13 protein-coding genes are annotated in these 21,200 nt (G+C 49.5%); 7 read left to right on the top strand and 6 right to left on the bottom strand.

Going from position 1 to position 21,200, the window contains the following annotated elements:
* Nucleotides 1-199 precede the first annotated feature (199 nt).
* Complete coding sequence (locus tag CF168_RS18665) at nucleotides 200-2,242, top strand: M13 family metallopeptidase (RefSeq protein WP_089068619.1); 2,043 nt, start codon at nucleotides 200-202, stop codon at nucleotides 2,240-2,242.
* 69 nt (nucleotides 2,243-2,311) lie between these two features.
* On the opposite strand, the gene hxpB is transcribed toward CF168_RS18665, so the two are convergent.
* On the bottom strand, nucleotides 2,312-2,968 hold the full coding sequence (gene hxpB / locus CF168_RS18660) for a hexitol phosphatase HxpB (protein ID WP_089068618.1): 657 nt from the start codon (nucleotides 2,966-2,968) through the stop codon (nucleotides 2,312-2,314).
* 434 nt (nucleotides 2,969-3,402) lie between these two features.
* Between hxpB and acnB the strand changes: the two genes are divergently transcribed.
* Nucleotides 3,403-6,000: a bifunctional aconitate hydratase 2/2-methylisocitrate dehydratase gene (gene acnB, locus CF168_RS18655; protein ID WP_089068617.1), complete on the top strand. Its 2,598-nt coding sequence runs from the start codon at nucleotides 3,403-3,405 to the stop codon at nucleotides 5,998-6,000.
* A gap of 179 nt (nucleotides 6,001-6,179) precedes the next feature.
* On the opposite strand, the gene rsd is transcribed toward acnB, so the two are convergent.
* Nucleotides 6,180-6,665, bottom strand: a complete 486-nt coding sequence (gene rsd, locus CF168_RS18650; protein ID WP_086017236.1) for a sigma D regulator — start codon at nucleotides 6,663-6,665, stop codon at nucleotides 6,180-6,182.
* Nucleotides 6,666-7,124: 459 nt separating this feature from the next.
* Between rsd and hemE the strand changes: the two genes are divergently transcribed.
* The 3 genes from hemE (at nucleotide 7,125) to CF168_RS18630 (ending at nucleotide 12,017) form a co-directional block, all read left to right on the top strand.
* Complete coding sequence (hemE, locus tag CF168_RS18640) at nucleotides 7,125-8,189, top strand: uroporphyrinogen decarboxylase (protein ID WP_011621241.1); 1,065 nt, start codon at nucleotides 7,125-7,127, stop codon at nucleotides 8,187-8,189.
* Nucleotides 8,190-8,567: 378 nt separating this feature from the next.
* The gene (locus CF168_RS18635; protein WP_089068616.1) at nucleotides 8,568-11,138 is read left to right on the top strand and encodes a putative bifunctional diguanylate cyclase/phosphodiesterase; all 2,571 of its coding nucleotides are present in this window, start codon (nucleotides 8,568-8,570) and stop codon (nucleotides 11,136-11,138) included.
* A 75-nt stretch (nucleotides 11,139-11,213) separates the two neighbouring features.
* The gene (locus CF168_RS18630; protein WP_086903796.1) at nucleotides 11,214-12,017 is read left to right on the top strand and encodes an SDR family oxidoreductase; all 804 of its coding nucleotides are present in this window, start codon (nucleotides 11,214-11,216) and stop codon (nucleotides 12,015-12,017) included.
* A 3-nt stretch (nucleotides 12,018-12,020) separates the two neighbouring features.
* Here CF168_RS18630 and CF168_RS18625 read toward each other — a convergent pair whose 3' ends face one another.
* The 4 genes from CF168_RS18625 to purH all read right to left on the bottom strand — a co-directional run bounded on the left by CF168_RS18625 (nucleotide 12,021) and on the right by purH (nucleotide 18,800).
* Nucleotides 12,021-12,245: a hypothetical protein gene (locus CF168_RS18625; protein ID WP_088211897.1), complete on the bottom strand. Its 225-nt coding sequence runs from the start codon at nucleotides 12,243-12,245 to the stop codon at nucleotides 12,021-12,023.
* Between the two features lie 149 nt (nucleotides 12,246-12,394).
* Entirely contained in the window at nucleotides 12,395-15,616 is a 3,222-nt protein-coding gene (locus CF168_RS18620) for an ImpA family metalloprotease (protein WP_089068615.1), read from the bottom strand.
* A 181-nt stretch (nucleotides 15,617-15,797) separates the two neighbouring features.
* Nucleotides 15,798-17,096 carry a phosphoribosylamine--glycine ligase gene (gene purD / locus CF168_RS18615; RefSeq protein WP_011715652.1) on the bottom strand — a complete coding sequence of 433 codons (1,299 nt, stop codon included), beginning with the start codon at nucleotides 17,094-17,096 and terminating at the stop codon, nucleotides 15,798-15,800.
* A 105-nt stretch (nucleotides 17,097-17,201) separates the two neighbouring features.
* The gene (purH, locus tag CF168_RS18610; protein WP_023268923.1) at nucleotides 17,202-18,800 is read right to left on the bottom strand and encodes a bifunctional phosphoribosylaminoimidazolecarboxamide formyltransferase/IMP cyclohydrolase; all 1,599 of its coding nucleotides are present in this window, start codon (nucleotides 18,798-18,800) and stop codon (nucleotides 17,202-17,204) included.
* Between the two features lie 337 nt (nucleotides 18,801-19,137).
* Between purH and zntR the strand changes: the two genes are divergently transcribed.
* Nucleotides 19,138-19,611 carry a Zn(2+)-responsive transcriptional regulator gene (gene zntR / locus CF168_RS18605; protein WP_011621248.1) on the top strand — a complete coding sequence of 158 codons (474 nt, stop codon included), beginning with the start codon at nucleotides 19,138-19,140 and terminating at the stop codon, nucleotides 19,609-19,611.
* Nucleotides 19,612-19,613: 2 nt separating this feature from the next.
* Nucleotides 19,614-21,104, top strand: coding sequence for a permease (locus CF168_RS18600; protein ID WP_089068614.1), 1,491 nt, complete (start codon nucleotides 19,614-19,616; stop codon nucleotides 21,102-21,104).
* The last annotated feature ends 96 nt before the right edge of the window (nucleotides 21,105-21,200 follow it).

Genomic DNA, 21,200 nt, shown 5'->3' with positions numbered 1-21,200 from the left:
GGGCATAACTAAGGTTATGCCCTTCGTTTTTCCTGCTGAACACTATTCCCGCATAATCTAAAAATCGCGTTTATACTGGTTTGCGCAAATATCACTAAGTGTCATAACCTTTTACAAAATCTTGCTACAGCCAGACAGGGCAAAATGCTAAGGTTTTGCGGGAAAAAATAACAACTTTAAACGGAAGCTGGGGAAAACAATGAAGAAGATTAGCACACTGGCGCTGGGGATTGCCCTGAGCCTAGGTTTAGCCGCTTGCAGCAGCGAGCCTAAAACTGAAGTCGCCGCGGTTTCTGGCATTGAATTACAAAACTTTGATGCCTCAGTTCGCCATCAAGACGATTTCTACTACAGCGTAAACGGCAAATGGTTAGCGAATACGCCCATTCCAGCCGACAAATCTAACTATGGCGCATTCTCTGTGCTGTACGATCAAAGCCAAGATGCATTGAAGAAAATCATCGATGCCGCCGCTGCGCAAAAAGATGCCGCCCCTGGCTCGAATAATCAAAAAATCGGTGACTTTAACGCCAGCTTTATGAACACCGATTTGCTCGAAACCTTAGGTGTGACCCCGCTTAATCCACTATTGGCGGATATCGCAGCGGTGAAAACCCATGGCGAATTACCTGCAGTAATGGGCAAATTACTCACCAACGGTTCAGGCATCCCCTTTGGTTTTTACGTGAACAACGACGCTAAAAACTCTACCCAATATGCGGTGTATTTAAGCCAGTCTGGCTTAACCCTGCCAGACCGTGATTACTACTTAAAAGATGACGCTAAGTTTGTCGCTAACCGCCAAGCAATGGCGAAATATGTGACCGATATTCTGACCGAAGCGGGCTACAAGAATGCCAAGCGCGCGGCGAAAAACGTGGCCGACATCGAGATGATGATCGCTAAGAGCCAGTGGAGCCGTGTTGAATCTCGCGATGCGAACAAAGCTTACAACAAGCTGAGCCGTGCTGAGCTGCAAAAGCTGACCGGCAAGTTTGATATCGATGCCTTTGCGACCAGTGCGGGCCTTGGCGATAAAGTGACTGACATCATCGTGCGTCAGCCATCTTATTTCGAAAAATTAGGCGCTAACTTTGATGCCTTCCCCGTTTCTGCTTGGCAGGATTACTTAACGTTCCACTTAGTAGATAGCTATGCTGAGCTACTCAGCAAAAACTTTGTTGACCTAAACTTTGCCTTCAAGAGCAAAACCTTGATGGGTATTGAAGAGCAACAACCACGCTGGAAAAAGGCTGTGGATGGCGCCGACCAAGTGATTGGCGAGTTAGTGGGTGAAGAGTATGTGAAGCAATACTTCAAGCCTGAAGCGAAGGCCCGTATGGAAACCATGATCAAAAACCTGATCAAGGGCTTTGAAGTCAGCATCAATGAACTCGAGTGGATGACGCCTGAGACTAAGGTCGCGGCACAGGAAAAACTGTCTAAATTTACCTATAAAATCGGCTATCCAGACAAATGGAAAGACTACACTGCGCTAGAGATCAAGCCTGATGAGCTGGTGGGCAACTATATGCGTTACGCCCAGTTTGAATATCAAGACATGATCAACAAGCTTGGTAAGCCAATCGATCGTACCGAGTGGCATATGACGCCACAAACAGTGAACGCCTATTACAGCCCTGTAAGTAATGAAATCGTGTTCCCTGCCGCGATTCTGCAACCACCATTCTTCAATATGGATGCCGATGATGCGGTGAACTACGGTGGTATCGGTGCGGTGATTGGCCACGAAATCAGCCATGGTTTCGACGACCAAGGCGCTAAGTACGATGGCGATGGCAACCTGCGTGACTGGTGGTCGGATAAAGACCGTGAAGAGTTCCAAAAACGTGGTAAGCAACTGTCTGCGCAGTATTCTGGCTATGAAGCCCTGCCAGGTAAGTTTGTAAACGGTGATTTAACCTTAGGCGAAAACATCGGTGACTTAGGCGGTTTAACTGTAGCGGCGCGTGCCTACGCGATGAGCTTAAATGGTAAGCCTGCCCCTGTGCTGGATGGTTTAACGGGCGAGCAGCGTTTCTTCGTCGGTTGGTCACAGGTATGGCGCCGCAATTACCGTGATGAAGAGTTAGGTCGTCGTCTGCTGACTGACCCGCATTCACCTAGCCACTATCGCGCTATGGGTACGCCTCGCAATATCGAAGCCTTCTACAAAGCCTTCGAGATGAAAGAGGGCGACAAGATGTACTTAAAACCAGATGAGCGCGTTAAAATCTGGTAATCCATAGGATGAAAACGAAAAAGCCAGACGGATGTCTGGCTTTTTTATTTGCGTCAATTGTTGCTGTGATTAGCCCAAGATAGCCGGTAAATCTAACAGGCTGTCGGCTTGGTGATGGGCGATAATCCATTTGGTCTCGCCACGTTGCTCCGGTGCGGGAATGGCGACGGTCTGCATATTGGCAGCGCGGGCGGCGATAAGGCCATTGAAGGAGTCTTCAATCGCGAGGCAATAACGCGGGTCGACTCCTAAGGCGGCGGCGCAATTTAAGTAAACCTCGGGATGGGGTTTGCCATAGGTGAGAGCCTCTGCCGATTCGACTGCCATAAATTGCCCTTCAAGCTTAAGCCTTGATAATACTGCATTAATCAAAGCAGTTGGTGAAGAGGTGGCTAAGCCTATCTTCAAGCCTTTAGCTTGGCAGTAATCAATGGCTTGTTGAACGCCTTGCATGGCTTCGCCCGTTCGCAGGATTTCCTCTGCGACTTTATCGACGATGGCGGTGCTGACCTTGGCATTGTCGTAATCGGTCCAAGGTGCTTTGTGATACCAATAGTCGACACATTGGTCGATACGTAAACCTGTGGTTTGTTGAATCGTTTCGATAGTGACGGGCACGCCAAGTGCCGATAAGACTTCATACTCAACCCGTTGCCAAAGGGGTTCTGAATCGATTAACACACCATCCATATCAAAAATAACAGCTTGAATACTAAGGGATGTCATTACTACTCCAAGGGATGGGAAGGATTACTAAGCGCTATGCTCTGGGAACTTGAGTGTATGGTTAAGCTCGGCATCTTCAAAGTCTAAAAGCACAAAGTTTAAAAATATTTACGCTTAACCTGAGGTTGTGAGCAAAAAAATATTCGTTCGATTTTAAATTGATTAACTTATGTTAACTATTTGTCACTTATGGTTTTTTGTCTGTTTTCAAACTATTGTCTAATTTCCCTTGTTTTATTCTTGCCGTAAGTTGAGCTGCACCTCCGGATTTAGCCCTTATTTCGTCTTTCGCCGAGTGTGACCTGATTCATACTTTTGCAAAGCTGTAGTATACTGCTGGCCGGAAATACGGGTCGATCATGTCGGACTGTCAGCTTCAATTGAGAAGACGTGCAGTTTCGTTGTTAGAGCGCCAAACAAAGAGGAATGTTGCCGTGCTAGAAGCATATCGTAAACACGTCGCAGAACGTGCTGCAGAGGGCGTAGTCCCTAAGCCATTAGATGCACATCAAGTGGCTGAACTGGTTAAATTGGTTCAAAATCCCCCCGCTGGTGAAGAAGCCGTTATTCTTGACCTGCTAGAAAATCGAATTCCCCCCGGTGTTGACGAAGCCGCTTACGTAAAAGCCGCTTTCTTAGATGCGGTTGCCAAAGGCACTGCAACTTCACCTATCCTGTCTGCCGAACGTGCGACTGAGTTATTAGGCACTATGCAAGGTGGCTATAACATCGAGCCGCTGATCGCTCAGCTAGATAACCCAGCTCTGGCGCCTTTAGCCGCTAAAGCCTTATCTCACACGCTGCTGATGTTTGATTCTTTCCACGATGTGGTTGAGAAAATGGAAGCGGGTAATGCCTATGCTAAACAAGTCGTTGAAGCTTGGGCAAACGCAGACTGGTACTTAAGCCGTCCAAAATTAGCGGACAAAGTGACCCTGACCGTATTCAAAGTCTCAGGTGAAACCAACACCGACGACCTGTCACCAGCACCTGATGCTTGGTCACGTCCAGATATCCCATTGCACGCTTTAGCTATGCTGAAAAACGCGCGTGATGGTATCGAGCCAGATGTACCTGGCAGCGTAGGTCCAATCAAGAAATTAGAAGAGCTGAAAACCAAAGGTTTCCCATTAGTTTACGTGGGTGACGTTGTAGGTACAGGTTCATCACGTAAGTCTGCGACTAACTCAGTACTGTGGTTCATGGGCGATGATATCCCATTCGTACCTAACAAACGTGCTGGTGGTTTCTGCTTAGGTGGCAAGATTGCGCCGATTTTCTTCAACACTATGGAAGATGCGGGCGCACTGCCAATCGAACTTGACGTCAGCAAAATGGAAATGGGCGATGTGATCGACATTTATCCATACGCTGGCCAAGTGAAGCGTCACGGCTCAGACGAAGTGATTTCTGAGTTCAGCCTCAAAACTGACGTACTGTTAGACGAAGTGCGTGCTGGTGGTCGTATTCCATTGATCATCGGTCGTGGTTTAACTGACAAAGCTCGCGCGGTATTAGGTTTACCCGCTTCTGACGTATTCGTACGTCCTCAAGACGTCGCTGATAATGGCAAAGGTTATACGCTTGCACAGAAGATGGTCGGTAAAGCCTGTGGTGTTGCTGGCGTACGTCCTGGTCAATACTGTGAGCCTAAGATGACTTCTGTGGGTTCTCAGGACACGACCGGTCCTATGACCCGTGACGAGCTGAAAGACTTAGCCTGTTTAGGTTTCAGTGCCGATTTGACTATGCAGTCATTCTGCCACACTGCCGCTTATCCAAAACCAGTAGACGTTAACACTCACCACACTCTGCCAGACTTCATCATGAACCGTGGCGGTGTGTCTCTGCGTCCAGGTGACGGTGTTATCCACTCTTGGTTAAACCGTATGTTATTACCAGACACAGTAGGAACTGGTGGTGACTCACATACGCGTTTCCCAATCGGTATTTCATTCCCAGCAGGTTCAGGTCTAGTGGCATTCGCTGCCGCGACCGGTGTGATGCCTCTGGACATGCCAGAATCAGTTCTAGTGCGCTTCAAGGGCAAGATGCAACCTGGCATCACTCTACGTGACTTAGTACACGCGATTCCATTAAAAGCGATTGAAATGGGTCTGCTGACCGTTGAGAAGAAAGGCAAAGTGAACATCTTCTCTGGTCGCGTACTGGAAATTGAAGGCTTAGAAACCCTGAAAGTAGAACAGGCATTCGAACTGTCTGACGCTTCTGCAGAACGCTCTGCAGCGGGTTGTACTATCAAGTTAGACAAAGAGCCAATCATCGAGTACCTGAACTCGAACATCACTATGCTGAAGTGGATGATCGCCGAAGGTTACGGTGACCGTCGCACGATAGAGCGTCGTATCAAAGGCATGGAAGAGTGGTTAGCGAATCCTGAGCTGATGAGTGCAGACGCCGATGCTGAGTATGCAGCGGTGATCGAAATCGATCTGAACGAGATCAAAGAGCCAATCCTGTGTGCGCCAAACGATCCAGACGATGCAGTATTATTGTCATCTGTTGCACAAACTAAGATTGACGAAGTGTTCGTAGGTTCTTGTATGACTAACATTGGTCACTTCCGTGCGACCGGTAAGATGTTAGACAAGTTCGCTAAGACGCTGCCAACACGTCTGTGGATTGCTCCACCGACTAAGATGGACAAAGACCAGCTGACCGAAGAAGGTTACTACGGTATTTTCGGTCGCGTTGGTGCACGTATCGAGATCCCAGGCTGTTCACTGTGTATGGGTAACCAAGCACGTGTGGCTGAAGGTTCTACTGTGGTATCGACTTCTACCCGTAACTTCCCGAACCGTTTAGGTACAGGCGCTAACGTTTATTTAGCCTCTGCGGAATTAGCGGCAGTAGCAGCCCTGTTAGGTCGTCTGCCATCGGTTGAAGAATACCAAGAATACGCGAAAGAGTTAGATGCAACTGCAGCTGACACTTACCGTTACTTGAACTTCGATCAAATCGATTCTTACACTCAGAAAGCATCACAAGTGATCTTTCAATCAGCTGTATAATCGATTGATATGATAATGAAAAAGCCAGCGAAAGCTGGCTTTTTTGTTTGTAAATTCTATCGCTAATAAGCTGTTGATTAAGAAGTGACTGCCAATCTCAAACTCATTGCTCAAGGGTGGCGACTTGCCTCCATTGACGCGCAATCATGCGACTCACGGTGCATAACGGTTAGCGCTAATTAGGCTTGCTGGGCGTGCTCTGAATACTGGTTATGTAGCACTTCGAGCAATTTATCTTCTAACTCGAAACGGGTTTCCATGGTATGGGCCAGTTCGGAAAGATCCTTATCGAGCTGGTATAACACTTGGTCATCCTGCGCTTCGGCGTACTTATCATTAAAGTCTAACGCCGCGTTGGTCGTTGGGGTGATCTTTGGCAGTACTTGCTGGGCTAAGGTTTTGCTCGAGGCGCCAAACTTTTCACAGGCATTGACCACTTGGTCATAGACTTCGAAATGGCCTTCGGAGACGTAATCGACTAATAAATCACAAAAGGATTTCACATGATCGAAGGAGGGAAGGGATTTTTCGGCTTTCCCATAGGGTGGAAGGCCTGCTATCTGGCAGTAATGCACCAAGAGTTTACGACGATTTTCTAGCCATTGATCTATAAGCTTATTTGAACCGCCCCACTTTTGTTCTGCTTTTTCGAGTTCTCTCAGCATGATGCATTCCATTTAAGTGCCAGGACATGACTCTAATGTAGGGGAGAAATAGCTCTTGGATCAACCCTTTTTATCGGGATTTGCGAGAATTGGCAGATGGACAAACCAGCTGTTTTGTATAAAAAAATGCGGAAATAAAAAGCCCAACGATAGAAATCTATCGTTGGGCGAGTAATGTATATAGCAGGCTCGATGCGACGAGCTTCTTGATTGTTCTTGCTAGCGCAAACTTTTTATACCAAAGGCAGGAAACCAGCGCAACTTTTTTCTGTCTTAGTGTGACTTTGGGTTCGATTACTAAACAGTATGTTATCTGGCTAGCATTTTGACGATAAGTGCTTAAATGGACAGCAATGATGGGGAATAGCTCACATAAATTTGCACTTAAAGGTTACATTATCCGCGTAAATGCTAAACTACCGACCCAGCGGATCTCAATAAGTCTAGGAATCAAGCCAAATGGCAGAATTAAAGAATGATCGTTATTTACGCGCCCTACTAAAACAGCCTGTTGATATGACCCCAGTGTGGATGATGCGTCAAGCTGGCCGTTATCTCCCTGAATACAAAGCGACTCGCGCTCAAGCGGGTGACTTCATGTCTTTATGTAAAAACCATGAATTGGCCTGTGAAGTAACGCTACAACCGCTGCGTCGTTACGAGCTGGATGCGGCGATTCTGTTTTCCGATATTCTGACTGTTCCCGATGCGATGGGATTAGGTCTGTATTTTGAGGCGGGCGAAGGCCCACGTTTTGAGCGCCCAACAGACACTATCGATGCCATCAAAAAATTAGCCGTTCCCGATCCAGAGGATGATCTGGGTTATGTGATGAAAGCGGTTAGCACTATTCGCCGTGAACTGAATGGCCAAGTGCCATTGATTGGTTTCTCTGGCTCTCCTTGGACACTCGCGACTTACATGGTTGAAGGTGGTTCGAGCAAAACCTTCGAAAAAATTAAGAAGATGGCCTACGCAGAGCCTGCGGCGCTGCATATGTTACTCGACAAGTTAGCCGATTCTGTGACTTTGTACCTGAATGCGCAGGTTGCTAACGGCGCTCAATCGCTGATGATCTTCGACTCATGGGGTGGCGCGTTATCGCACACGGCTTATCGTGAATTCTCACTGCGTTATATGCAGAAGATTGTCGATGGCCTGACTCGCTTTGCCGATGGCCGCCAAGTCCCAGTGACCTTATTCACAAAGGGCGGTGGCTTATGGTTAGAAGCCATGGCTGAAACTGGCTGTGATGCTTTAGGTTTAGACTGGACTGTCGATATTGCCGATGCCCGTCGCCGTGTCGGTCACAAAGTGGCGCTTCAAGGCAACATGGATCCTTCTATGCTGTACGCGCCAATTCCACGTATCGAAGAAGAAGTAGCCCAAATTCTGGCGGGCTACGGTGAAGGTACAGGCCATGTGTTTAACTTAGGTCATGGTATTCACCAGCACGTTGACCCAGAGCATGCGGGTGCCTTTATCAAGGCGGTTCATGCTCAATCTAAGCAGTATCATAAGTAAGCGATACTGAAGAAAAAACGGACCTTAAGGTCCGTTTTTTTATGCTGTTACTCTGTGCTAAACAGTACCGGCTTAATGTCAACTCGGCTCGAGTTATGTCTTTCTCCCCAAACCTAAAGCCGAGGCATTACAAGGTGTTTACAAGCGGCTTTAGAACATAGGATATTGATTAACATCTAACTTTTTAAAACTTATTTAGCGAATAGCTGCGCTAAATCAAAGGCGTTTAACACAATTAAATGCATGCTATTGCTTACTTTAGCAACGGATAAAGCAAAGTGATATTTAATACTATTTGCAAATGAGATATGTTGCATGACGCTATAAGGGACTATGTAAAGCCGTTTATCTATTCAATGACAAAAGCCGTGGTAAGAGATGCGCATTGGCAACAAAATATTGGTATTTATTGCAGGATTCTGTTTACCAGCGGTTGTGCTCGTGTCCTATTGCCTCGGCTATTGGTTCGACCATCGGGTCGAATTGCTGCGCCAAGATAATGTGCAGCATGAGCTGACTAATATCCAGCAACAATTTCTCATCGATATCGACCGTTTAAGTTTTCTCACTAATATCTATGCCTCCCCGCTGTCTCGGGTCGATGGCGAATTACTGCAATCCATCGAATCATCATGGCTTGAGAGCGCCATGTCCGCCAATTTACACTGGTTTATTCTGCAGGGCGGGCAGCTGCAAAGTGTCCTCGCCAATACCTCCAGTATTGCCTTAGCGACACAACAGCAAATTGCCGATGCGGTACTAGCTGGTGGTAAACCTAAAGTGGCTGGGGTGTATCTTGCGGGGGATGTTGGGCTTGTTGTCACCGCAGCAGCCGTCGCCCCCGAAGAATACGTGCTCTTGGTGCGCCAGTTATCGACGCAGGATTTATTAGAATATGCCCAAGCGCCATTAGTCACTCAGGTGCAGATGAGTCGCAGCAACACCGCGGCCGCGAAAGATCGCGTTAGCTTTGTGCCAGTCCCGAGTTTGCTGGAAAACTCGCCATTGTATCTGCAGGTACAGTTCTCTTCTGAACCTTTCCAAGAAGTAAAGCTCGACCTCGATTGGGTTTCTGTGGGGATTATTCTACTCGGCGTGTTAATTGTGGCGCTGGGGTACATTTGGCTGCGCGCTGGCCTGTTAAAACCCTTTAAAAGCATGATGAAGCAGCTGGCATTAGTCGACCCGGCGGCCAGCGTGTATCGCCCAGTGAGCGGTGAAGGTAACGTCGAGTTAGAAGTGTTAGCCAGTCGAGTTAACAGTTTACTTGCCCGCATATATCAGCAGAAAGAACGCGGTAAGACTACCCTAGAGTCGATTGCCGAAGCGGTGATCCTGACCGATATCGATGCCAAAGTGATCTATATGAATCCCAAGGCCGAATCTTTGCTCGATGTTGCCAGTTGTTACGCCGTTGGCCAGAGCCTAGCGTCGTTATTAAAAGCGGGGGAGCAGTTAAATCAAGCGGTATTCCATTGTATGCGTTTGGGGGAGACCACACCGCAAGTCGCCAAAATCAAGCTATTAACCGCCACGCCGCGGATTATTGAGCGCAGCATCAGTAACGTGTTGAATCATGATAAAGAAATTACCGGCACTGTGGTGGTGCTGCGGGATATTACCCAGGAAGAGCTACTTAAGCACCAGCTGCAAAAACGCGCCAACTTCGATAGCGTGACAGGTTTGCTCAATCGGCAAGCCTTCGAGGAGCGGTTGCCGCAGTTTGCCAGTCAGGCTAAGCGCCTCGCGGTATGTTATCTGGATTTAGAGCAGTTTAAGCTGATTAACGACAGTTGTGGTCATGCCGCCGGTGATCGCATGTTGGCTATAGTGGCGCGGACGATTCAATCTTGCCTTGGGCCGCAGGCATTATTGGCTCGCTTAGGTGGCGATGAATTTGGCTTAGTTATTTGCGATAGTACGGCTTTGGCCGTGGCCCAGCAGTTAAAACAAATTATCGCTCAGGTTTCGCTGCAGGTACTGCACGATAAAAACAGTAGCTATAAAGTCGGCTTGAGTATTGGCGTCGCCTTTGGCCGTGCGCCCTATATCAATGCCTTGGAGCTACTTAAGGATGCGGATATTGCCTGTATTGCCGCTAAGGCCAAGGGAACAAACCAAATCCATTTTTACGATGATAAAGATAAAGAGTTGACCTACCAGCGCAACGCGCCCAAGTGGGCGGTGCGTATCGCGCAAGCGATTGAGGAAAATGAACTGCTGCTCTACTACCAACCGATCCGCGGTTTAGGGGCGAGTTCTAAACGGCAACGGATGGAAATCCTGCTCAGGATCCAAGAACCCTGCGGCCGTATTTTAGCGCCAGCACAGTTTATCGCAGCGGCGGAGCGTTTTAAGCTCATGCCTGAAATCGACAAAGAAGTGATACGTAAGGCCTTCTTATGGCTATCCTTAAATCCACAGTTGTGGCCGGATCACTGTATTTCAATCAACCTTTCAGGCAATAGCTTAGGTGCCGAAGGCATGGTGGAATATATCGCTTTGCAGCAACAGATTTTTGATATCCCAAGCCAATGTGTGTGCTTTGAAATCACCGAAACCACGGCGATTCAAAATCGTCACCGCGGCATGGAAATGCTCAGGCAGCTGCGTAAACTCGGGTTTTCTTTTGCGTTGGATGATTTTGGTAGTGGCTTTGCGTCCTATGGTTATCTGCGTGAACTGCCGGTGGACTATGTCAAAATTGACGGCTGCTTCGTGAAGAACCTTGCGGTCAACGCCAAGGATTACGCTATCGTCAAATCCATTCAGGACGTATGCCGAGTTATGGGGATTGAGACTGTGGCCGAGTTTGTCGAAAACCAAGAGATTATCGATAGATTACAGGCGATTGGGATTAATTACGCGCAAGGTTATGCGATAGGACGACCGCAACCCCTGAGCAGTTATTGCGAGCCGCTTGGCGTGCCGCACGCACAACGCGCATAGGGGATTGCGCTTTTAAGATGATTATGCCAATTTACTTCGGAGCATAATTAACACATTGGTAACAAGGGAATAGTTATGGATGGACTGACGGGTAAAGTGGTCATTATTACGGGCGCTTCGGAGGGAATAGGCCGTGCGCTGGCCATCGCCATGGCACGGGTGGGTTGCCAACTGGTGCTCAGTGCCCGCAATGAAACACGTTTAGCCTCCCTTGCCCTCGAAATCGCTAACTATGGTCCGACTCCCTTTGTATTTGCCGCCGATGTCAGTAGCGCCTCCCAATGCGAAGCCTTAATTCAAGCCACGATTGCCCATTATGGTCGCCTCGATATTCTAGTGAATAACGCGGGTATGACCATGTGGTCGCGTTTCGATGAGCTTAATCAGCTGTCAGTGCTCGAAGATATTATGCGAGTCAACTATTTAGGGCCAGCGTATTTAACTCATGCCGCCTTACCCTATTTAAAATCGAGCCAAGGTCAGGTGGTGGTTGTGGCCTCGGTAGCTGGGTTAACGGGCGTGCCGACGCGCAGTGGCTATGCCGCTTCTAAACATGCAGTTATCGGCTTTTTTGATTCGCTGCGGATTGAACTGGCGGATGATAACGTTGCCGTGACTGTGATTTGTCCCGATTTTGTCGTATCACAGATTCATAAGCGTGCCCTCGATGGCGAGGGTAAGCCGCTTGGTAAATCTCCAATGCAAGAAGCCAAAATTATCACCGCCGAGCAATGTGCGAACATGATGCTCCCTGTGATAGCGACCCGAGGTCGGCAGCTTATTACGTCGCTACGTGGCCGACTCGGGCGCTGGCTAAAGCTGATTGCACCGGGATTAATCGATAAAATTGCCCGCAAGGCGATTGCGTCGGGCCATTAATGCTTATTTGCCGCGATTAAGGTGTTTCACAATGGCTTGCTCTGCCTCGCTTTGGGTCGCCTTATCGCCATCGGCCTGAATATGGGCGGTGGCCTTGTGGCCAGTGAGATCCTCTGCGATATGTAACCAGTCTGGATGCCAGTAAAAATTCTGTCCCGATAGCGTCTGCCAATTGTGCACGCCAGACTTTTCTCCTTGATAAATAATGTCTTTGATTGAATATCCCATAAATAACCCCTGATATTTTTGTTGGGTCTAGATAGTGCGCCCGCCAAAGGGGGACTTGTGTGCGTCAGCTCACGCTTTAGGGCAAAAATAAACCCCGCATAAGCGAGGTTTATTGGGATTAGGTTGAGGCTATCGACATCTATGACCCATTAAGGTTTAGCGCATTGGCTAGGTGAGCCAGTGCCTTTCCACAGAGTGCTGCCATCGCTAACTGACAGAGGGATAAAGCTTAAGCTTTGGCTCATGTTTGCTGGTGGCAAATCGGTTTCAAGCTCATACATACCCATAGGAACCGCACCTTGGCTGGCGTTTGCCGCTACCTGCGCCGCGGCGAGGCTTGAGTAACGCAGGCCCAACATATCAAAATGGCTGCGCCAATCTTTGCCTGTGAGCTTACTCAGGGATACCAGCATAAAGTCATTGCCCGGAATATCCCTCACTGTTTTGCCGCCGTAAACGCTATGCCCCTCGTATGGGAAGAGTTCAAAGCCGAGTTTGCTGCGGTTAGCCTCCCAGTCGCTGGCATTATTGGCATATTTGCCAAAGATGCGGCTGTGCTGATATAGCAGGGTGAAGATATTGAAACCATTGCTTAGGCTGGTACCGTCGTTAAGCGTCATGCCATGAGCTTTTAGCGCCATTTGGATGTAAAACGCCATGCGATAGCCGTTGTGTATCGCGTAGGCATTGCTGGCCCAAGGGGCTGTGTATCTGTCTTCACCCACATCGAGCACTTTACAGTTGGCACCAAAGACCACGCGTTTGCCACTGGTATCAGTGGTGCCTGCCGCATCGGACATAAACACATAGAAGAGATCTTTGTGATTCATATGACCATCGGTGATGCTGCTCGTGTTGCCGTCGCGCAGATAATGGGTCTTCCACAACACCACATAGGGGAAAATATTGTTGGAGTTTTCCCCCGCGCGGCTACCATAACCAGTCCAATTATCGCGATTGGCGGCAGTAGCGTATTGCACGTTTAGGCGGTTGGTTTGCAGATTGTGGCCGAGTTCGTGGTTATCTCCCCAACCCGTTGGCGAAATATTCCAAGCCGCATCCCATGGATTACCGCTACAACCCGAGCCACAGTGGGCGTTTTGGTCATAGTTAGCGTGTTGGATGATGCTGCGGGTATGCAGGCTAGCATCGGTGCAGTCTGCGCCAAAGAGTGCCTGACAGCTTGAAAGCACATCCGAGGGGAGAGATTCACTTAAGCTCTTGCCTTGGATTTTCAGCCCCGCGAGGGTATACACGCTGTTGATATGATCCTCGACAATGCTCTTGAGCAACGCATTGACATCCGGGATCTTACCGCCAATCGCATTCATAAAACGGTCACGGCGCAAATGCTGCTCGGCGCCATCGGTACGAAGATCCACATGGGGTAACTCAGTATTTTGGATCTTATCGTTAAAGGCCGTGATTTCAGCGGGATTAGAGAAATCCATGATGCTGGGGTGCTTGGCCACATTCTTGGCTTGCACATCGACACTGAGCGCACCTTCGCCACCACTGATATAGAGATAAATAGGGCCGCCATAGGGGGTTGAGAATTCAAGACTTTGCCCTTTGGCGAGCTTGAGGCGTTGCTGGGCGAGTTCCAGTGGCGCGCGGTAAACCTTTTGCTCATAGGCGCGGTTAGTATTACGTCTATGATAATTCAGCTTAATTTCAACATTAGCATCAGTATTATCTAAGCGGTTGAGGGTGATGGTCTGCCCGGGTAAGGCGTACCAGCCCGTTGTTGTCCACTGGCCGGAGTAAGGCACTGTGATGCTTTTACGTTCCGACACCGTTGCAGGGTAGGTGTAATGGGCGTTGCTGCCCTTACTCAGATTGGTCCTGTCGGTGACATACTCACCTAAGTCAGCTTGGGCGAGGTTGTGGGCGCGGGCATAGCTAACACTCCAATCGGCAAACAGGGCTTGCTGCCACTGGGCGGATTCGCTGTAGGCGATGGGATAATCGATTTCACTGCGATACTTGTCGGCGAGGAGTAATCCTGCTTTCATCAAGCTAAAATTAGGGCTGTTAAAAGCATCGATATCATTGTTATCTAAAGTTTCTGCATTGCTGCGATACCAATCCGCACCCGCCTTAAAGGTCTCAACAAAGGTGCTGCTGTTACAGCTTAAATAGTTGCCGCTGCAGTCATTGAGCACTTGAGTATCGAAGCGTTGTTCGCGCAAATTTGCCAGCAGGGTGTCGACATCCGCGAGCGCCTTATCTTGCGCTAGGATAGTGTCGATACTCAGGTTATTGGCATTGAGTTTCGACCAATAGTTTCCAGCAGTAGAGAGCCCCATCTCAAGATAGAGTGGCGAGAGCATAGCGCTTTGTTCGCGTCGATAATTCGAGAGCAGCAGCGGGATCCCTGCCGCCTTGGCTTTAGTGATGGCCGCTTGAATGCCCGCGTAACCTAGGTTGTCGCGGTCAATATCGCTGATAACGATTAAATCGGGTTTTAAGGTATCGATACAGCTGGCAAGGGCGGTGTAATCACAGCTATTGGCGTCGTTGATGCTGTGGGCATCGGGGTAGTACTTGCTTAGCCAAGTGCGGATCCCTTCGTTATGGGGGAAATACCAACTGTCGGCGCGACTTGGCATCTGTGCCGTGACTATGCTCAGGCCATTCTGCTGATCGCCGCCTTTGGTCAGCCATCCGATAAGGTTTTTCAGCAGCTTATCACTCTGATCCGAATTAGTAACCGCAAACAGGTTGCCACCCATGGCGGCATAACGCTGGCCTTGTTGTTCGCCCGCCATCACTAAGCCGCGTATGGCACTGTCACCGCTGCCATCAACATTGGATGGCAGTAAGGTAAAAGTATTTTCCGGCATAAAGCTCGAAAAGGTGATGGAATCGTGGGTCGGATGCCAAGTGATGCTGTTACCCACACCTTGATAGAGTTCGGTGATTTTCGCTTTGCGGGCGGTCTCTATGCTCGCCAGTTCGGTGGTGCTGAAATCAATCAGTTCGTCGGCGCTAGCAAGGGTATGGTCTTGATGGCGAATGGCATTTTCAGCATTGCTGATAAAACTTGGGGTGATAGTGCAATCTGCGCTTATCGTCGCAGTGATATAGGTCTGTTCGGTCAGCGCACCGCCACAGCCGCTAATGCTATCCAGCACGAAACCGTTGTCGGCTTGAATGCTAAAGCTGGCACTTTTACCCGCATCTACCTTTTGGCTGCTAGGGATGAGCTTACCACCCAAGACTGGACTAGTACTCGCTGTATATTGAGTCACCGCAGGAGGTTGGACTGGCGGCTCCGGCGGAGGGGTTGTGCTACCCGAGTCCTCTGAGCCTCCGCCACAACCCGCGAGTATCAAGGCGATGGCGGCAGAAATGAGTCTAATCTCCATGGAGAGTCCTTAGCATTTGTAGGTAGTTAACATTTGCGTAGCATTGTATAGGAATAATGCGGGTGAAAGTAGGTTTTGATTTCTTAAAATTGATATAAATCATTAACTTAAAATTGACGTTCGTCAAATTTAAGGCATAAAAAAACCGGCGCATAGCCGGTTTTTTTAAATGAATTAAAGCTTAGCCCTGTTGTTCGCGGGCAATGGCGCGATAGCCGATATCGGTGCGGAAATACACGTCATCCCAGTGGATTTCATCAACCAGCAGATAAGCAGCTTTTTGTGCTTCGGTCACAGTGTGTCCTAGGGCTGTAGCGCATAGAACGCGGCCGCCGTTAGTAACTACATGACCGTCTTTCATCTCAGTACCTGCGTGGAAGACTTTGGCATCGTGATTACCTAGGCTTAAACCTTGGATCACATCGCCCTTGCGGTAGTCATCTGGGTAACCGCCTGCGGCTAATACAACACCGACTGCGGCGCGAGAATCGTACTCGGCGGTAACTTTATCCAGCTCGCCACGGGTTGCGGCTAAACACAGCTCAACCAGATCTGACTTGAGGCGCATCATAATAGGTTGGGTTTCTGGGTCGCCAAAGCGGCAGTTGTATTCCAGTACTTTGGCGCTGCCGTCTGGTGCGATCATCAGGCCCGCATACAGGAAGCCTGTGTAAACATTGCCTTCAGCCGCCATGCCATCAACCGTTGGGCGGATAACGTTAGCGATGGTCCAATCGTGCACGCTTTGGGTGACCACAGGCGCTGGTGAGTAAGCGCCCATGCCGCCAGTGTTTGGACCGTGGTCGGCATTATCACGGGCTTTATGGTCTTGGCTGGTCGCCATGGCGAGGATATTTTTACCATCGACCATAACGATAAAGCTGGCTTCTTCGCCTTTTAAGAATTCTTCGATAACCACGCGAGAACCAGCATCGCCAAACTTGTTGCCTGCGAGCATATCTTCGATGGCGGCATCGGCTTCAGCTTGATCTTGGGCGATGATTACGCCTTTACCTGCGGCTAAACCGTCGGCCTTGATTACCACTGGGTAACCCGTCTTGCCCGTCAGTTCACGCACGAAGGCTTTAGCGTCTTGGATTTCGGTACAGTTTTTATAACCCGCCGTTGGGATATTGTGGCGTGCTAAGAAGTCCTTAGTGAACGCCTTAGAGCCTTCTAACTGTGCTGCCGCTTTGGTTGGGCCGAAAATGGGTAGACCCGCAGCATTAAAGGCATCGACCACACCCAATACCAGCGGCGCTTCTGGGCCAACGATGGTGAGTTCGATCTGATTGGTTTGAGCAAAATCGAGCAGGGCAGGAATGTCCGTCGCGCTGATGTTGAGGTTTTCTAACTTCGGCTCGAGGGCCGTGCCCGCGTTACCCGGTGCAACATAAACCAGCTCTACCTGTGGGGATTGTGCCGCTTTCCAAGCTAGGGCATGTTCGCGGCCGCCGCCACCAATAACTAATACTTTCATGTTAAGTCATCCCTTTGAGTTTTAAATTCTTGTGGTTAGATTTTTAGCGCTACAGAGTGCGATAAATGAAACAGCCAGCACATGGCTTGCTGGCTGTAGGTGGCATTAGTGACGGAAGTGGCGCATGCCCGTCATTACCATGGCCATGCCGTGCTCGTCGGCCGCGGCGATGATTTCAGCATCGCGCATTGAGCCACCTGGCTGGATGATGCAGCTGATGCCCGCCGCCGCTGCGGCATCGATACCGTCGCGGAATGGGAAGAAGGCATCGGACGCCATCACAGAGTTAACCACTTCTAAGCCTTCATCGGCAGCCTTGATACCAGCAATCTTAGCGCTGTAGACGCGGCTCATTTGGCCGGCGCCGACACCGATGGTCATACCGTCTTTAGCGTAAACAATGGCGTTAGATTTAACGAACTTAGCCACTTTCCAGCAGAACATTAAGTCCTTCAGCTCGCTCTCGGTCGGTTGACGTTTAGTCACGACTTTAATGTCATCTAAGCCAACCATGCCTTGGTCGCGGTCTTGCACCAGCAGACCACCGTTTACGCGCTTATAGTCTAAGGTCTTGGTCTTAGTATCCCATTGACCGCACTCTAACAGACGCACGTTGGTTTTCTTGGCCACTACATCGCGGGCACCTTGGCTCACGACTGGCGCAATAATCACTTCAACGAATTGACGCTCAACGATAGCGCTAGCGGTTGCTGCATCTAACTCGCCGTTGAAGGCGATGATGCCGCCAAAGGCTGACGTTGGGTCAGTTTGATAGGCGCGGTTATAGGCATCGAGTAAGTCTTTACCCAGTGCAACACCACATGGGTTAGCGTGTTTAACGATAACGCAAGCGGGTTCGCTGAACTCTTTCACGCACTCAAGGGCGGCATCGGTATCGGCGATGTTGTTGTAAGACAGTGCTTTACCTTGCAGTTGAACTGCCGTTGCGACTGAGGCTTCGTCGATCTTAGTGTCAACATAGAAGGCTGCAGTTTGGTGGCTGTTTTCACCGTAACGCAGATCTTGCTTCTTCACTAATTGAGTGTTGAAGGTGCGTGGGAACTTAGAATCTTCGAAGCACTCATCAGTGCTATGTGCAGGAACCATAGTGCCGAAATAGTTGGCGATCATGCCATCGTAACCGGCAGTGTGTTCGAAGGCTGCAATCGCTAAATCGAAACGGGTCGCGTGAGTCGTGCTGCCATTGTTGGCGGCCATTTCGGCTAATACGCGGTTATAGTCGGCCGCATTTACCACGATAGTCACGTCTTTATGGTTTTTCGCCGCAGCGCGCACCATAGTCGGGCCACCGATGTCGATGTTTTCAATCGCATCTTCTAAGGTGCAACCGGCTTTAGCAACGGTATCGGCAAAGGGGTAGAGGTTAACCGCAACCAGATCGATTGCATTGATGTTGTTGGCAGCCATGACATTTTCATCAAGACCGCGACGCGCCAAAATGCCGCCATGCACTTTAGGGTGCAGGGTTTTAACGCGACCATCCATGATCTCAGGGTGTCCTGTATAGTCAGATACTTCGATAACAGGCACGCCGTTATCCGCTAACAAGCGAGCGGTGCCGCCCGTTGACAGCAGTTCAACGCCTTGGGCGTGTAATGCTTTGGCGAATTCGAGAATTCCGGTTTTATCTGAAACGCTTAACAGCGCGCGACGAATGGGTCTGGCATTATTTGCAACAGTCATTTGGGTACAGGGTCCAGTTATTTTAGTTTCAAGGATCTTTCGGAAAACAGAACAACTTCCATCGGATTCTGCTTTCCAAAAGCCCCTTGGTCCTACTTATATTTTTTGTCCCAGCGTCAGGCGCGCGTATTCTACCGTAAAACTGGATTTACGGGTGTTTTTTCTGCGCGATTTCACAATATTGATATCAGAACAAAGTGCCGTGTTTTTTGACTGAGGTATAAATTTAAAAATAGCCCTTGACCTTGGAGTAGGCTCTAAGGTTTATACTCGCACCATGATGTTGATTGTCAGCGAAGGTTGGCATGAGGCAAGCTAAGCTGCAAAGGATAGAACTATGTACCGCATTGGTGAGTTAGCCGATTTATGCGAAGTGAAAGCCGATACCCTCAGATTTTATGAGAAACACGGCCTGCTTTCGCCTTCGAGCCGCACCGACTCTGGCTATCGGGTCTATACCGATGCCGATGCCGCACGGCTGCGTTTTATTCTACGGGCGAAGGCGGTAGGTTTTAGCTTGAGTGAAATTAGCGAGCTGCTTTCTATCGAGTTGGATAAATCCAATTGGGCCTGTGCCGATGTGAAGGGCATGGTCGACGTTAAGTTGGCTCAGGTGCAGACTAAGATTGCCGAGTTACTGCATTTTCAAACCAGTTTGCAAAAACTGTCGGATGCCTGCTGCGGCGGGCCGCGCAGCGCCGAACATTGCTCGATTTTAGAGGCGCTGGAGTCGAGCACAGAGCGAGTGCGTGTGGAGCACGACCATGGCCAAACTCCAGATGCGACAACCCTAGATAAGTCAGGGAATTAACTATGTTATTGAAGAATTTTATCGATCTGTTTTTAGATTCCGCCCCTTGGCTGCTGCTCGGCTTGATTCTGGCGGGCCTACTCAAAGTGTTTGTGCCCATGGCTTGGATGCAAAAACAGCTCGGCGGGCATGGCTTTAAAACCGTGGTGAAGGCGGCGTTATTGGGCGCGCCATTACCTCTGTGTTCCTGCGGGGTGATCCCCGCGGCCGTTGGGCTGCGCCGCTCTGGGGCATCGAAAGCGGCAACGACTTCCTTTTTAGTCTCGACTCCAGAAACTGGGGTCGACTCTGTAACGGTTTCCTACGTTTTGCTCGGCCCTTTTATGGCGATAGTACGGCCGATTGCGGCGATCACCAGTGCTATTGTTGCGGGCCTTTTAGTCGGGCGAGATGATGACGATGGCAAACCTGCTGCTAAGGCCGAGGCTCAGTTAGACAAGGCTCAGTCAGACAAGGCATTCGCTAGCGCTACTCCTGTCGCTTCATGCTGTGCTTCAAAATCCCCGTCGGCGGAGAAAGTGGTCAAAGCCGAAGCGGTAAAAAGCTGCTGTGCATCGACAAACGCGCCAGCAATCACGCCAGTTAAGTCTTCCTGCTGCGGCAGTGATAACGCGAAAGCGCCAGCAGCCGAGCCAAAAATCAAAATGACGCCGATGGCGGCGCCAAGTCTAATGGCAACTGGCGGCTCAAGCATGGGCGCTGTCGGTATGGTTAATGTGGCTAAAGTTAGTGCGGTTAAGATTGAAAATGCTGGTTCATGCTGTGGCACTCAAACTGCCGCGCCTGAAAAAATAGTCGTAGTGAAGAAGGGCGCATGTTGTAGTAGCTCAAGCGCGAAAACGGCTGATAGCCATCAAACCGAAGGCGAGAGCTGCTGCGCATCTACACAGGATATGGCGACCGAGCTTAAGTCGGAATCTGTGATTGCACGTGTAGGCATAGGTCTTAAATATGCGGCGACGGATCTGGTGCGTGACACCACACTATGGTTGCTGGTGGGTTTATTCTTCGCTGCCATAGTACAAACCTATGTTCCTGATGACTTTTTAGCTAAGTGGGGCGATGGATTGCTTGCTATGTTGGTGATGGTGCTAGTGTCTGTGCCTATGTATATCTGCGCTACAGCTTCAACGCCGATTGCCGCCGGCTTGCTACTGGCGGGTGTCTCCCCCGGCGCCGTGCTGGTGTTTATGATGGCAGGTCCTGCAACCAATATCGCCACCTTAGGCGTGGTGACTAAGGAGCTGGGTAAGCGCGCGCTCTATGGTTATCTTGGCGGCGTCTTGGGTGTTGCCTTAGTCGCTGGTGCTTTAGTGAATTACCTGGTTGCTAACTTTGGTTTTGAGGTGATGCCACAGATTGGTGAGCAACATCAAATGTTGCCAGAGTGGCTAGTCGCGACCTCAGGCATAGTGCTCGCATTGCTGATGGCGAAAGTGGTATTCGAGAAAATCCCAAGAAGCTGGCTGCGCCGCAGCGACTGCTGCTCATAGTGCTAACGCTAACTAAAAATCCCCAGCAATGACTGGGGATTTTTTTATTGTGACACTTCAATTGTACCGCTCACGCGGCAGGGTGACGCGTGACGC

Source organism: Shewanella bicestrii, from assembly GCF_002216875.1.
Taxonomy (GTDB): domain Bacteria; phylum Pseudomonadota; class Gammaproteobacteria; order Enterobacterales; family Shewanellaceae; genus Shewanella; species Shewanella seohaensis.
The sequence above is the reverse complement of the archived record's forward strand: the minus strand, read 5'-3'. Positions and strand labels throughout refer to the sequence as shown.